This is a genomic window from Vibrio sp. 1-Bac 57, assembly GCF_037546855.1.
Lineage (GTDB): Bacteria > Pseudomonadota > Gammaproteobacteria > Enterobacterales > Psychromonadaceae > Psychromonas.
This window is the reverse complement of record NZ_JALAAC010000005.1, coordinates 153,575-168,235: the sequence shown is the minus strand read 5'-3', so window position 1 is coordinate 168,235 and position 14,661 is coordinate 153,575. Positions and strand designations below refer to the sequence as shown.

Sequence of the window (14,661 nt, the reverse complement as noted above, 5' to 3'; positions counted from 1 at the left end):
AATATTAAATTATAACCATACAGTTTAATGCATTGTGATCCATACAGTCATTTATATTGGTCATCTGTATCTATAAAGTAATTTTATTTGGATCTGTATTGAGTTGTCGGCTTGTTTACAATGAATATTCACAGTAATTGTTAAGGAGATGGGTATGGAGAATAAAATAAACAAAATAGGAAAGCTGATCAAACTTTATAAAACGCGTAAACAATTACAAAATTTACCTGATTTTATACTTCAGGATATAGGGCGAACTAAAGCTGAGATCGCACAAGAATTAAATAAAAATAAGTTACTTAATCTTGCTGCTAGCCATTTTCTCTATCTACTGAAGGGAGGCTAATATGGACTCGTCATTATTGTTGGCTATTGCCGTGTTTGCATTTGTTATGTCGGTAACGCCAGGTCCTAACAATGTTATGTTACTTGCCTCTGGCGCCCAATTTGGTTACCAAAGAACCTTACCGCATATTTTTGGTATTGTGATTGGCATTGCCTGTTTATTAGCATCTATATTATTAGGCTTTGGTGTTGTGTTTGAGCGTTACCCTGAATTATATCAAGCATTAAAAATCGTCGGCTCATTGTATTTATTTTGGCTTGCTTGGAAAATAACAACGGCCTCTACAGAGGTTACAACGCTAGCTCCTTTACAAGTTGAAGACCAAGATATTAAGAGTAAACCAATGAGTATGTTTTCAGCATCCTGCTTTCAGTTTGTAAATCCAAAAGCTTGGGCGATGTGTGTTGGAAGTATCAGTAGCTTTACGATTGCAGGAGAGCAGTATATTGAGTCTGGATTATGGATCATGCTCTGTTTTGCTATCACTGGTTTTGTTGCAATTAGTCTTTGGGCTTATCTCGGTGTAACCATTTCTCAACTATTAACCACGCCAAAACGTAAAAAACACTTTAACTATGTAATGGGTGGATTGACAGTAGGCACGCTATTTTTCATTTTAAATTAGTTTAAATAGCACATTATTATTCGACTCAAGATCAAGAATTAACTGTAGTGGCAATATTTATATATAGCTATTTTACTGTTGCCATTCTAACTATTAACACTAGTGCTATTAAAACGGATTTTTCTGTGAGTCTTGGGTTTAAATCATAAGTAAATTATGTGCAGGAAATATGACGTGAATGTCAGACGCTATAAAACAGTATTGAGTATTTTCAATAATATTCTTGAAATATAAAACCACCGATTCAGTTAAATATGAACCGGTGGTTTTTAATAAAGATAGATTTAAAAAATGATTAGAGGCTATTTATTAATTTCTTTTATTGGCTTTTGTATGATTCCTTATTTCCGATTAGAAGCTTCCAATTAGAAGCTACTGATTAGCAGCTTCAGATTGCCTGCTTCAGATTATTTACTCACACTGTCTTCTTTGATTATTTGCTCAACCACTTGTTTCATATTGGTGGCTTCAATAGCTGGTTTCAAATATTGCGGGTGATAAGGGGCACCAGAACGATCTATATAGGCCGCCATCATACCTGCTGACATTGCACCATGTGTATCCCAATCATGTGTCGCCACTAAACGTAGCGATGAAATTGGTTGCCCTAAGTGATTAGCCACAAATTGATAAACCTTAGGATCGGGTTTAAAGCTACCGGTTTCTTCAACGGAAACAACTTCATCAAAGTAATCAGTTAACCCTGCGTTCTGTATTTGTTTGTTAATTAAGGTTAATGATGAGTTTGAGAAAGCAATAGTGCGGTAACCCTGCTCACGTAAATGTGTTAATGCAGGTTTTATATCATCATGAGCCGCTAGGCTAGCGAAAGTTGCAAGCAATTCATCTCGGTCACTAGCCGATAAATTAATGTCTTTTCGGGCGGCTATGTTATCTAAAATATCAGCGGCTAATGCTGCGAAACCAGTTTTTAATCCGGTTAATGAAGCTACCGTTGATGAATGTAATAGGGTAGAAAACCAAAGTGCGGTGACCGATTCATCACCAAAGGCTTGAGCAAACTTAGGTTTTAATAAATTTAAATTAAGCACGGTTTCATTGATATCAAATAATATGGTGTTGCGAGTCATCGTTATTCCTCTTTAGCTTAATGGTTTCAGTTCTTCCAATTGGTTCAGTTGGTTCTACTTTGAAAGTTAACTTAATTAATTATTTGCTAAACAATACAAATAAAAAGCCACACATGCAAAGTGTGCGGCAAATCTAAAGCAGTTACATTTGGGATTTGGCGATTACTCATTGCCAATTAAAATGTAATCTTCAGCCCGTGTTAAGCCCATAGTAACAAATCAAAGAGCTTTATAATTTAAGCTCTTTATAGTTCAAGTTTTTTATAATTTCAGCTTTTTTATAATTTCAGCTTTTTTATAATTTAACGATCAACTTGCCTTTATTAGCGCCGGTGCTGAAAAGATTCAAACCATCAATGGCAGAGGTTAATCCATCCAATAAATGCGTGCGATGTTTTATTTTTCCGGCCATCACATAGGGAGTTAATTTTTCTAATAACTCAGGTACTTGATGAAAGTGATCAGGCATAGTGAAACCTTGAATAGTAATGCGACGTTTAATGATATTTAACCAACTTGGTCCTGCTGCGGGTACTTCGTTGTGATAATCTGAAATTAGACCACAAACAACTACTCGCCCATGCGCATTGATTCGATCGAAGATTAAATGCTGAATAGGGCCCCCGGTATTTTCAAAGAATAAATCAATACCATCGGGTGCAGCGGTAGCTAATTGAGCATCTAAATCATCACTTTTGTAATTGATGGCAGCATCAAATCCTAATTCATTAACAATCCAATCTGCTTTTTCTTGGCTACCCACCACACCAATCACACGTAAGCCTTCGGCTTTTGCAAGTTGGCCAACAATAGAGCCTACTGATCCTGCTGCACCAGTAACGATTAGGGTTTCGCCTTTTTGAGGTTTACCTACATTAAACAAACCCTGTACAGCTGTTAAACCTGGTAGCGCGAACACTGATAAAATACTTTCATCAGGAAGGGGAGCTGTTACTTTGTTAAGACCTTGGCCGTCACTTAAACAGTATTCCTGCCATCCCATCATACCCATTACTCGGTCGCCAACGGTAAAGTCGGGGTGATTACTAACGGTGACTTCACCAATGCCAGAACTACGCATTACATCACCCAATGCAACGGGTGGAATATAACTATTAGTGTCCGGACTCATCCAACCAAACATAGCAGGATCTAATGACATGTAATTTTGCTTTACTAAAATTTGCCCCGGTGCAACGCTTGGTATTTGTTTTTGTACTACATCAAATAATGAAGAATCTATTGCTCCGCCTTGAGGGCGTTTAACTAAGTTAATGGCTGTAAATGTTGTCATTGTATGTTCCTTTTATTAAAGATTGAACGTATTGCTTTAAATCATTATGGCAACTTTAAACAGTAAGATATAGTAGCTAATTTAGTATTTACTATTGTCTTAAAGACAATAATAAATATATTTAATAGATTGATAGCATCTGAACTTGATATTAGAAAATTCAATCCTGAGCGGTATTCATTTCGTTGAGCAATGAATAGATATATACACATAAAAAGTACCTTAAAAAGTAAGCCAAACACTAAAACATTCTAGGAATCTTATGGACCAGCTACGTGCCCTTAAATATTTTGTTCAAGTTGTTGATGCAGGAAGTTTCACTAAGGCTGCAGACGTATTTTCTGTTCCGCCTTCCTCTCTGTCTCGACGGATTGCTGATTTAGAAAAGAGTCTCGGTGCTACGTTATTAAAGCGTTCGACTCGCGTGGTGACATTAACTGAGATTGGTCAGCGTTATTACCAACAAGTCAGTGAAATTTTAAAATCATTGGAAATAACCGATGAGTCTGTGCGTTCATATCAAAGTACACCCATGGGAGTACTAAATATTAGTTCCACGGTTGGGTTTGGTGAACAAATTCTATTACCTCTGTTAGATGAGTTTTCAAGTTTGTACCCGAAAATAACCTTGAATGTTAATTTAAGTGATGAATTATCTACACTTGCAAGAGATCAAGTTGACATCGCGATTCGAGGCGGTTACGCCCCCGATGAACGTGTTGTGGCGATCAGATTAATGGATAATGATTTTATTGCCGTGTGTGCAGAAAGTTATATTGCTAGCTTCGGTTATCCTAATAACGCATTAAGCCTGCAGCAACATCATGGGTTGTATTTTAAAACCCCAAATGGACCAACACCATGGTTATGTGAAATTAATGAACAATGGCAGGATGTATCTGCGCCACCCGTGTTAATTTCTAATCATGGACCCTGGTTATTAAAGAAAGCTATTGCTGGTAAAGGTATTTTAATGATGCCTCGTTGGGCGTTAGTGCATTATTTACAATCCGGTGAATTAATCGAGTTAGCAATAAAACCTGCTTTAGTCATAACTCAGAACCCTAATTTAGGCATATATTTACTGTATCAAAAACAACGTTATAAAGTGCCTAAGTTAAAAGCGGCAATAGATTTTTTGGTGGCAAGGATTAAAGCTTATCAAGTAGACTCCGGGCAAGTATCACGTTAAAAGTAACCAAACTTATTAGTAGGCACAATTTAATGTCAGCATTTCTAGAGTTTATAAATAGTCTCTCGGTTGAGTGGTTATCTTGGTCAATGACTCAGTTAGTTACCTTGTGCGGTCATGTGGGTGTGTTTTTTGTATTGGTAGGGATCCTCTTTCTTTTACAAAAATCGATATTGATATTGGCAAATAACATGTTAAGTGGCCGACTCATTTATATCAGTGCTTGGATTGGCACGCCTGTTCATGAGCTAAGTCATGCATTATGTTGTGTATTATTTGGTCATAAAATTCAGCGGATGGTTTTATTTAATCCTGACCGACGTGGTACATTAGGTTATGTGACACACTCTTATGATAACCGTCAATTATGGAAAGTGTTGGGTAACTTCCTGATTGGTATCGCACCTTTATTCGGCGGGCTGGGCTGTATTTATTTACTAACATTGTTAATGTTAGAGGATAGCGGTACTTTATTGCTTATAATCAAAAGCGCACTCCTGAACGACTTATATTCCCTTCAATTGCATTCGCTACTTGCTTTAAGCAGTGACCTTTTCTACTTCTTTAAAAGTGCTTATTTAACTTCTCCTTATCATGTTGTTACTTGGGCTTATTTATGTGCTGCGATCAGTTTACATTTATCTCCTTCAAAGGAGGACCTAAAAGGATCGTGGAGCGGGTTGATACTTTTACTGGTCATTTACCTAATAGTACAAGGATTTTATCAATATTTAGGTGGTGAATGGGATTCTGGTTTAACAGGGGGATTGAATTTATTATCAACGCTGTCTGTGATAGGGATTATCTTAGCCAGTTTGTTATTACTTTGTTTATTAGTCTATAGGATGACGTGGCAGTTATTTAAAGGGCTAAGCCCATTTTAACATTAAGTAAATTTATGTAATAAGTACTTTTAAAGATTAAGCCCATTTAAACCTTAAACCAAATGTCGAAAGGTGATTTAAAAAATATTGGCATTGATTAAAGTATTATTCATCAATGCCAATTATTAGGCTTTTGCTTTAATAACTATATCGATCACTATTGCTATAACTTTAGTTTATCACCTTTTAAACTAACCACTCTTATTCGAGTTATTAGGCAAAGCGATGCTTTTGTACCGTATATAGGCGTTGACCTAATAGGATCGCAGCTACGGTTAAACCAACCGTAATACCTATCCAAAATCCTTTGGCTCCAAGTGGCGAAACTAACAAGTCAGTCATGCCTAAGATATAACCCAGTGGTAACCCAACTACCCAGTAAGAGATGAAAGTACGTGTAAAAATAGCCGTCATTTCCTTATAACCACGCAATGCGCCGGCTGCCACTACTTGTATCGAATCAACACATTGGTAAATAGCAGAGAAAAGAATCAGCGTAATAGCTAGGTCGATAACTGCTCGGTTATCTGAATATAATAAGGCAATGTTTTCTTTAAAAATAACAGTAGATAACGCTGTTATTACCGACAGACCTAAACCAATAGCAAGTCCTGCATAGCTGGCTTGTTTTGCCTCTTCGTTTCTTTTTTGGCCAAGATTAAAGCCAACACGAATACTAACCGCATTAGCGATACTCATTGGTAACATAAAGACCATGCTTGAGAAGTTAATCGCAATTTGATGGGAGGCCACAATATTAGCACCTAGTGGTGCAATTAAGACCGCTATTGCGGCAAAAATGGTGACTTCAAAGAACAAAGCAACGGCGACAGGCAATCCTAACTTAGTGATAGACAATAGATGTCTGATGTCGGGTTTTGTAAATTGTTTAAACAGAGGATAATGCTTTAGTTTTCTTGTATAAAAAGCATAACTCGCTAATGCAAATGCCATCAACCAATACACTATTGCAGTGGCGACTCCACAACCCGCACCACCTAAAGCTGGCGCACCCAACTCTCCGTAAACAAACATCCAGTTAAGTGGAATATTTGCGATCAAGCCTAAAAATCCAATCACCATTGCTGGTTTGGTTAGCGATAAACCTTCGATATAATTGCGCAGGGCCTGAAATAGCAAAAAAGCAGGTATCGCAAAAATCATAGCATACAAATATTGTACGGTGATCGACGCTAATAAATCATGAATATCCATTATATTCATTAACAAGCCGGCGTTAAATAAAATCACGGCTATTGGAATAGATAATAATAATGCCAGGTATAAACCTTGCTGCCCTGTTTTAGGGATTTGTAGCAGATCGTTTGCACCATGTGCTTGTGCAGTTAAGGGCACAATGGCCATCAACACACCCACTCCAAACAGAATACAAGGAAGCCAAATACTCGATGCGATGGCTACTGCGGCCATATCCGTTGAACTTACTCCACCTGCCATTACTGTATCTACAAACCCCATTGCAGTTTGTGCAAACTGTGCAATAAATATAGGTAAGCTGAGTTTAATAATTTTTTTAGATTCAATAATAAAAGGCACAAATCACTCCGAGCAGGGCAAAAGGGCGAGTGTAAGCTTAGTACTCAAAGTGAGCAAATGAATTCGTAAAATATTTAAATGATATGGCTCTGATTTTGTTTAAAAAACACAGCAGGATTCGTTTTAAAGGGTAAACTTATAGCCGTTATATTTTTACTTTTATGTACACAATCTGTTTATTCCGCTGCTCATGATTGGCTGTCGTGAATGATAACAAATAGCAATTATTTTTAATGTTTATATGAGGCGAGTTTTCTATGAGTTTGCAGTTACTTAAACACTTTTTTAATCCGCAGTCGATCACCGTTATCGGAGCATCTATTAATGTTAAGCGAGCGGGTTATTTAGTGATGAATAACTTATTAGCTGCAGGTTTTAACGGACCTATTATGCCTGTAACCCCTAAATATACTTCTGTACATGGTGTGCTTGCTTATAAACAGGTAAGTGACTTACCAATTGTGCCAGATTTGGCTGTGATCTGTACTAATGAGTTTCGCATTCCAAAAATATTGGAAGCATTAGCTGCTAAAGGTTGCCATGCAGCTATTATTGTTACCACCGAAAGCGACCATGTCGTTTCTACCCGTATTTATGATATTGCAGCGACACATAAAATTCGTCTGCTAGGCATGAGTAGCCTAGGTATCATTAATCCACATAATTTAGTGAATGCTAGTTTAGCGCACTGTAATGCGCTACCGGGTAATATTGCTTTTATTTCCCAGTCTGCGGCGGTTTGTACCACGGTATTAGATTGGGCAACTAGCAAAGGTATCGGTTTTTCTGCTTTTATTTCTATAGGTGATGCACAAGATATCTCCTTTGCTGAATTATTAGATTATTTAGCTAGAGATCCTAAAACCCAATCTATTTTGCTGTATATCGATAATATTGATAATGCGCGCGATTTTATATCTGCGGCACGCGCTATTGCACAACATAAAACGGTGTTGGTGATTAAATCAGGTAGTTCAGTACTTGGCGCTAAAGCAGCGGCGTTGCATAGTCGCGGTGATTTTGGCCATGATAGTGTTTATGATGCGGCAATTAAGCGTGCCGGCATGCTTAGAGTACATGATTTACACGAATTATTTGCCGCAGTAGAAACACTTGCCTATTCCAATTATTTACATGGGGAACGCCTTGCCATTATTAGTAATGGCGGAGGCTTAGGCGTTTTAGCCGTGGATAATTTAGTGGAAGAAGGGGGCCGGTTAGCGGAACTAGACGACACTGTAATGGATAAATTAAATGCATGTTTGCCAGTGAATTGGTCGCATAATAATCCCATTGATATGATTGGAGATGCGGATCCTAAGCGATATGCTACGGCATTAGGGCATTTAATGGATGATGATAAAGTAGATGCTGTGCTGATCATGCATTCACCTTCTGCTTTATCTGATAGTGAAGAGACAGCTCAAGCTATTATTGATGTAATTAAGCAGCATCCAAAGCGTAAACAGATTAATATTTTAACCAATTGGACTGGAGAAGAAGCGGCTAAACCGGCGCGACAAATGTTTGCTAATGCAAAAATTCCGACATTTCGTACGCCTAATGGTGCGATCACCGCTTTTATGCATTTAGTACAATATCGTCGCAATAAAAAGTTATTAATGGAAACTCCAACAACATTGCCTGATCATTTAATTTACGAAGCAGATATCGCTGCCGAGTACATTAAACAGCGTTTTGAACTGCAGGCGACCTGTGAGTTTTCAGATCATGATCGACAACTATTGCCACAAAACGTTAAATTGGATACTTACTTCACTAAACCTTTATTAGACGCTTATCATCTCAATACCATTGATACCGCTATCGCTAAAGATATTGAAGATGCTATCGAAAAAGCAAAAGTTATTGGTTATCCATTGGCGGTAAAAATTAATTCACCTGATATTCAGTATAAATCTCAAGTGCATGGTGTGATGTTAAACATTAATAACGCCAGAGAATTAGACTCTGCCTTAAATTCCATTAAATTACGTATTAAAACCGCTTTGCCTGATGTGCGATTAAATGGTTTTACGTTACAGAAAATGGTGGCGTCTGGACTAGCATTAGAGCTACGAGTCATGATCAAGCAAGATGCTATTTTTGGTCCTGTTATTGCTATATCACAGGACAGCGATGCGCGTGACTTACAAACCACTTTAGAGAATGCAGTGGTTGCTTTACCTCCATTAAATATGGCGCTTGCACGTTACCTAGTGATTCAAGGTATTAAGGATAAAAAAATCAAAGTGAAGCAACATGCTAAGGACTTTGATATGCAAGCGGTATGTTTGATGTTGACGCAGATATCTCAAATGTTGTTGGATAATCCAGAAATTAACGATTTAGATTTAAATCCGGTATTAGTTTCTGGCAGTGATGTGATCATCGTTGATAGCCAAGTGAAATTATCTCGCACTAACGCTAACAATAGCGATAATTTAGCTAATCGTTTTGCTATTAGCCCTTATCCAAAGCAATTAGAAGAGGTAGTCACGCTCAAAGATGGTCAGAAGGTATTAGTTCGCCCGATTAAAGCTGAAGATGAAGTCAGGCATCAAACTTTTGATGATGGGTTAACCAAAGAAGATAGATACAAACGTTATTTCTCACAACGAGGATCAATGACTCACGAAGAGATGGCGATGTTAACGCAAATAGATTATCAGCGAGAAATGGCTTTTATTGCCGTACGTTTAATAGGCTCTGAAGAGCAAGAAACGTTAGCCGTGATTCGCGCTTCGACTGATCCTGATAATACCGAAGCTGAATTTGGAATGGTGGTTAGTTCCGAGATGCAAGGGTTAGGGTTAGGTAAAGTTCTGCTCAATAAATTAATTAGTTATCAAACATCAAAAGGTACTAAATATCTGGCTGGAATGACCATGCTGAGTAATCGAGGCATGGCAACATTGGCCAAAAAATTAGGCTTTTCTACAGAAAGAGATATAGAAGAAGGGGTGATTAATATGCATATGGAACTAAACAAAGGTCCTTCGGTCTGATTAGCCGAGATTAGATGTTAGTTCAACCTATTAACATGACTAATTCAATGTTTAGATCATTGTGTGTCAAGATTCTATGCAAATAAGGCTTAGTAAATAGTAAGCCTTCTTGTATATTAAGCGTATTATTTCCCCAGACTTAAGAGTGTATAAATAATGAGCCAAGTCGACTCTCTCGTAGCAGAGAATATAGAAAAAAATCCACAAGAAAAACACCTAAGTGATTACCGTCCATCAGATTATACAATCACCAGTATTGACCTTGAATTCGATTTGTTTGATAACCAAACAAAGGTCAAAGCCGTTAGTCGTGTTGAACGTGTTAGCCAAGCGAGCACGCCTTTATTTTTATTTGGTGAGGCACTAAATTTAGTTTCTATTTTAGTTGATGATGTTGATTATACTGATTTTGAATTGGTTGAAGGAGGCTTGAACATTAACAACCTGCCTGCGTCATTTAAGTTAGAAATCAATACTGAAATAGACCCCGCAGCGAATCAAGCTTTTGAGGGTTTATATAAATCGGGTGATGCTTTCTGTACACAATGTGAAGCTGAAGGTTTCCGTCGTATTACTTATTACTTAGATCGTCCCGATGTGTTGGCTAAATTCTCGACTAAAGTGATTGCAGATAAAACGCTTTATCCTTTTTTGTTATCTAACGGTAATCAAGTAGACCAAGGTGAGCTCGATAACGGTCGTCACTTTGTTTGTTGGCAAGACCCATTCCCTAAACCTGCTTATTTATTTGCATTGGTAGCTGGTGACTTTGATTGTTTAGAAGATAGTTACGTAACAAAAAGTGGACGCGATGTGAAATTGGCTTTGTTTGTTGATAAAGGCAACTTAGACAAAACACAACACGCGATGATCTCGCTTAAAAAATCCATGCAATGGGATGAGCAACGTTTTAATTTAGAATACGATTTAGATATCTATATGATCGTTGCCGTTGATTTCTTTAATATGGGCGCGATGGAGAACAAAGGGTTAAATGTTTTCAACTCTAAGTTTGTATTAGCTAATTCCCAAAGCGCAACAGACCAAGACTATCTGGGCATTGAAGCGGTTATTGGACATGAGTATTTCCATAACTGGACAGGTAACCGTATTACTTGTCGAGATTGGTTTCAATTAAGCTTAAAAGAAGGGTTAACGGTTTTCCGAGATCAAGAATTTAGTTCTGATTTAGGTAGCCGCAGTGTTAATCGTATCGCTAATGTGATGACTATGCGTGACCATCAGTTTGCTGAAGATGCTGGGCCGATGTCTCACCCAATTCGTCCTGAAAGTGTGATGGAGATGAATAATTTTTATACTTTAACCGTGTATGAAAAAGGTTCAGAAGTTATCCGTATGTTACATACGCTATTAGGTGAAATAAAGTTCCAACAAGGTATGCAATTGTATGTGCAACGCCACGATGGTCAAGCCGTTACCTGTGATGATTTTGTTACTGCAATGCAAGATGCAAGTGGTATTGATCTCACTTTATTTAAACGTTGGTATTCACAATCGGGTACGCCTAATGTCTTTGTTACTGATCATTATGATGCGACTAATCGCACCTATCAGCTTACATTTAAGCAAAAAACGATGCCAACTGCAGACCAAAGCAAAAAACTCGCACTGCATATTCCTATCGATATCGAGTTACTAGATAGCAATGGTAATTCAATTGAATTATTAGCGGGTAAAAAGAATCGTGTGTTAAGTTTGACTCAAAAAGAGCAAACCTTTGTATTTAAAAATATTCAAAGTCACCCGGTGCCATGTTTATTCCGTGGATTCTCTGCGCCGGTTAAATATCAATATGCTTATAGTGATGAGCAGTTATTAGATATCATGAGCTTTGCTACCGATGAGTTCTCTCGTTGGGATGCAGGGCAAACCTTATTTAATAAATATTTAGTAAGTAATGTACGTGCCTTACACAAAGGTCAAACACTGTCATTACCTTCTATTTTCATTGATGGATTCAAATCTGTACTAGTTAGTGAAACATTAGATCCTTCTCTAGTTGCTGATATGTTTACTTTTACTAGTGAAAATGGTGCGCGAGAGCTGTTTGAAGTAGTTGATGTGGATGCTATTCATGAAGCACGTGATTTTATGCTGCAAGAGATTGCAACACAGTTGCATGAGTTGTTTGTAGATACTTATTTACGCCATAAACAGTTAAAAGCTTATCAGCCCGATATTAATGATATTGCGATACGCAAATTGAAAAATTTAGCGTTAACCTTCATTGCCCGTGTTGATAAACAATTAGCAGATGAATATGTGTTAGCACAAATTGCAAATTGTAATAACATGACCGATTATCTGGGTGCGTTAACTGCCGCTAACAATGGTTTATTACCTTGCCGTGAAGCTGTTATGCAGGCTTTTGATGATAAATGGTTTGAGAATGGTTTGGTGATGGATAAGTGGTTTGCACTGCAAGCTAGCATTCCTTCAGATAATGCACTTAATAATATCGAAGCCTTATTTACGCATCGTAGTTTTGATTTTAATAATCCTAATCGATTACGCTCTTTAGTGGGGGCATTTTCGCAGAATAATACTTATCGCTTTCACAATATTGATGGCAGTGGTTATGCGTTCTTAACGGATCAATTGATTAAACTTAATCGTCAAAATCCACAGGTCGCTTCACGTTTGATAACGCCATTAACTCAATTTAAACGTCTTGATAAAAAGCGTATTGAGCTAATAAAAGTACAGTTAAATCGCTTACTCGCATTACCTGATTTGGCTGTTGATCTGTACGAAAAAGTGACTAAAGCATTAGCGCAAAAATAAACTTACATTTGCTAAGCTGTTATTTTAAAAACGCTCACTTGTAGTGGTACAGTAATCAAATTTGAGAAAAAGCCTTTCTAAATTAGAAAGGCTTTTTTGTAGAAATAAGAATCGAAGGATAGATCTTTAAAACTTGTATTCAATGCCCGCTAATAATTCTGCGTCGACATACAGATGATCAGAAGCATCTAATAAACAGCTACCATTATCACAAAACATCTCGTCACTGTTTTCTAAAAAGGTCCCATAAACACGTAAATCACTGCGTAGTGCAAACTGCTCAGTCAATTGATAACGTATACCCGCTGAAACGCTACCAGAAAAAGCAAATTTTGCATCATAACGACTACCCGATGGATTAAAGTGAGTTACGCCCATTCCTAATCCAATGCTCGAAGAGAATGGCGAATTAGTTCTAAATAATATTCTGCCACCCACGTGTAGGTATTGCACATAAACATCAATATCGAAGTCATTTGGAGATGAAAAGTTTTGCTTACTATTAGAAAATATTAACTCACCCTCTGCGTTTTTAGCGTAATACCAGCCGAGAGAGATGGCCTGCGCGAGCTCAGAACTAATATCAACATCTTGCCCACTGTAATCATTCTTAATATCTTGATTGAGACGAGCGCCTAAATAGCCTGTAATGGTCACATAATCGTTACTAGCTAAGGTTTCCGTGCTTAGGCTTTCTGCCAAAGTAGGCAATGAAAAAGTACTAAGTAGTAAAGTAGGCATTATGTATTGATACATTTTCATGGGCGTTTCCAATGTTAAAATTTTGAAGATCATCACTAATAACTGACTTTATTAAAAACAACTAAAGTTGAAGGATTAGGGCTAACCGATAATGAGTAAGCATTGAGAACAATAAAAAATATTCAATAATATTGACAATGCTGATGTAGAGATAGAATAAATTAAATAATCCATAAACTCGAGCGCTTTATTAGCGTTCAGTTAATACTTGAATTCAAAATTTGATAATTAGCTTTGAAGTGCACAAAATGAACCGAACTGTAAAATGTAATTTATTATTACAATGACAGCGTTCACTTCTATTATTGCAAGTTATCCTAAGACAAGAATTAAATTATCCCAAGACAAGATTAAATGGAAGTGGCATATCAATCCATCTATTTGTATTAAGCGAAATCGCATAAACTTGGTGATTATTTAGTCTTCAATTCAAGTAACAAATGCGAGAAAATTTCAACCAAATATTGAGAATGAATATTATTTTAGCGATTGTCATCTAAGCTTAATGATATTTTTGGCATAGAATTTAATCGTTAGGTTATTACTTTAGGTTCAAAGTTTAATAGACAAGTTAACGTTTTGGCGTACGTTTTCTTTTTTTCCATTTCTGTGCAGAACTATAACGCCAGAATACGGTAAAGCCCCAATAACCAACAAATGCACTAATACAACCAAGAATAAAGCAACCTAAAAACATAACCGGTGCAATGGTTTCTAAGGCATTAATAATCCAATGAAATGAAAGTTTAAAATGAAAGTCCATTAAAGGTTGTTGCAGTATAAATGCACCCAAACGGTAAGCGCCATAAAACAATGGCGGCATAGTGAATGGATTAGATAACCAAACCAGAGCAACTGATATTGGTAAGTTCACAGAAAAAAACATCGCCACAAAAGTGGCAAGTAACATTTGAAAAGGGATCGGCATCCACGCACAAAATAATCCAACGGCAACTGCACCTGCTGCACTTCGCCTATTTATATGCCATAAATTGGGGTTTTGTAATTTAGCGCCAAAGTGTTTTAAATGCGGGTGGGCTTTTAATGTTTCTGGATTAGGGGAAAAACGTTTAATAAATTTTTTTGGCATATAATTA

11 protein-coding genes are annotated in these 14,661 nt (G+C 37.1%); 6 read left to right on the top strand and 5 right to left on the bottom strand.

The window, feature by feature from the left end; genetic code table 11:
• Nucleotides 1-154 precede the first annotated feature (154 nt).
• Complete coding sequence (locus MT391_RS05145) at nt 155-346, top strand: DUF1127 domain-containing protein (RefSeq protein ID WP_166369077.1); 192 nt, start codon at nt 155-157, stop codon at nt 344-346.
• Between the two features lies 1 nt (nt 347).
• Entirely contained in the window at nt 348-971 is a 624-nt protein-coding gene (locus tag MT391_RS05140; protein ID WP_499497117.1) for a LysE family translocator, read from the top strand.
• A gap of 407 nt (nt 972-1,378) precedes the next feature.
• Here MT391_RS05140 and MT391_RS05135 read toward each other — a convergent pair whose 3' ends face one another.
• Both MT391_RS05135 and MT391_RS05130 read right to left on the bottom strand, forming a co-directional pair.
• Entirely contained in the window at nt 1,379-2,062 is a 684-nt protein-coding gene (locus MT391_RS05135) for a haloacid dehalogenase type II (RefSeq protein WP_499497116.1), read from the bottom strand.
• A 295-nt stretch (nt 2,063-2,357) separates the two neighbouring features.
• Nucleotides 2,358-3,356, bottom strand: coding sequence for an NADP-dependent oxidoreductase (locus MT391_RS05130; protein WP_499440129.1), 999 nt, complete (start codon nt 3,354-3,356; stop codon nt 2,358-2,360).
• A 262-nt stretch (nt 3,357-3,618) separates the two neighbouring features.
• Here MT391_RS05130 and MT391_RS05125 point away from each other — a divergent pair, with 262 nt between their 5' ends.
• Nucleotides 3,619-4,548, top strand: a complete 930-nt coding sequence (locus tag MT391_RS05125) for a LysR family transcriptional regulator (protein ID WP_499497115.1) — start codon at nt 3,619-3,621, stop codon at nt 4,546-4,548.
• A 32-nt stretch (nt 4,549-4,580) separates the two neighbouring features.
• A complete protein-coding gene (locus MT391_RS05120; RefSeq protein WP_499497114.1) occupies nt 4,581-5,432 on the top strand; it encodes a hypothetical protein in 852 nt (283 codons plus the stop codon).
• A 213-nt stretch (nt 5,433-5,645) separates the two neighbouring features.
• On the opposite strand, the gene MT391_RS05115 is transcribed toward MT391_RS05120, so the two are convergent.
• A complete protein-coding gene (locus MT391_RS05115) occupies nt 5,646-6,989 on the bottom strand; it encodes an MATE family efflux transporter (protein WP_499497113.1) in 1,344 nt (447 codons plus the stop codon).
• 257 nt (nt 6,990-7,246) lie between these two features.
• On the opposite strand from MT391_RS05115, the gene MT391_RS05110 reads away from it, so the two are divergent.
• Together MT391_RS05110 and pepN are read left to right on the top strand one after the other, a co-directional pair.
• Entirely contained in the window at nt 7,247-9,997 is a 2,751-nt protein-coding gene (locus MT391_RS05110) for a bifunctional acetate--CoA ligase family protein/GNAT family N-acetyltransferase (RefSeq protein ID WP_499497112.1), read from the top strand.
• A gap of 189 nt (nt 9,998-10,186) precedes the next feature.
• The gene (gene pepN / locus MT391_RS05105; RefSeq protein WP_499497144.1) at nt 10,187-12,802 is read left to right on the top strand and encodes an aminopeptidase N; all 2,616 of its coding nucleotides are present in this window, start codon (nt 10,187-10,189) and stop codon (nt 12,800-12,802) included.
• Between the two features lie 126 nt (nt 12,803-12,928).
• Here pepN and MT391_RS05100 read toward each other — a convergent pair whose 3' ends face one another.
• Both MT391_RS05100 and MT391_RS05095 read right to left on the bottom strand, forming a co-directional pair.
• Nucleotides 12,929-13,564: an outer membrane beta-barrel protein gene (locus MT391_RS05100; protein WP_499497111.1), complete on the bottom strand. Its 636-nt coding sequence runs from the start codon at nt 13,562-13,564 to the stop codon at nt 12,929-12,931.
• Nucleotides 13,565-14,135: 571 nt separating this feature from the next.
• Complete coding sequence (locus MT391_RS05095; protein WP_166369097.1) at nt 14,136-14,654, bottom strand: DUF2062 domain-containing protein; 519 nt, start codon at nt 14,652-14,654, stop codon at nt 14,136-14,138.
• Nucleotides 14,655-14,661 lie beyond the last annotated feature (7 nt).

Bases quoted from the DNA above. Each gene is read 5' to 3' on its own strand.
- MT391_RS05145 (WP_166369077.1), top strand. From the start codon at position 155: ATGGAGAATAAAATAAACAAAATAGGAAAGCTGATCAAACTTTATAAA.
- MT391_RS05140 (WP_499497117.1), top strand. From the start codon at position 348: ATGGACTCGTCATTATTGTTGGCTATTGCCGTGTTTGCATTTGTTATG.
- MT391_RS05135 (WP_499497116.1), bottom strand. From the start codon at position 2,062: ATGACTCGCAACACCATATTATTTGATATCAATGAAACCGTGCTTAAT.
- MT391_RS05130 (WP_499440129.1), bottom strand. From the start codon at position 3,356: ATGACAACATTTACAGCCATTAACTTAGTTAAACGCCCTCAAGGCGGA.
- MT391_RS05125 (WP_499497115.1), top strand. From the start codon at position 3,619: ATGGACCAGCTACGTGCCCTTAAATATTTTGTTCAAGTTGTTGATGCA.
- MT391_RS05120 (WP_499497114.1), top strand. From the start codon at position 4,581: ATGTCAGCATTTCTAGAGTTTATAAATAGTCTCTCGGTTGAGTGGTTA.
- MT391_RS05110 (WP_499497112.1), top strand. From the start codon at position 7,247: ATGAGTTTGCAGTTACTTAAACACTTTTTTAATCCGCAGTCGATCACC.
- MT391_RS05100 (WP_499497111.1), bottom strand. From the start codon at position 13,564: ATGAAAATGTATCAATACATAATGCCTACTTTACTACTTAGTACTTTT.
- MT391_RS05095 (WP_166369097.1), bottom strand. From the start codon at position 14,654: ATGCCAAAAAAATTTATTAAACGTTTTTCCCCTAATCCAGAAACATTA.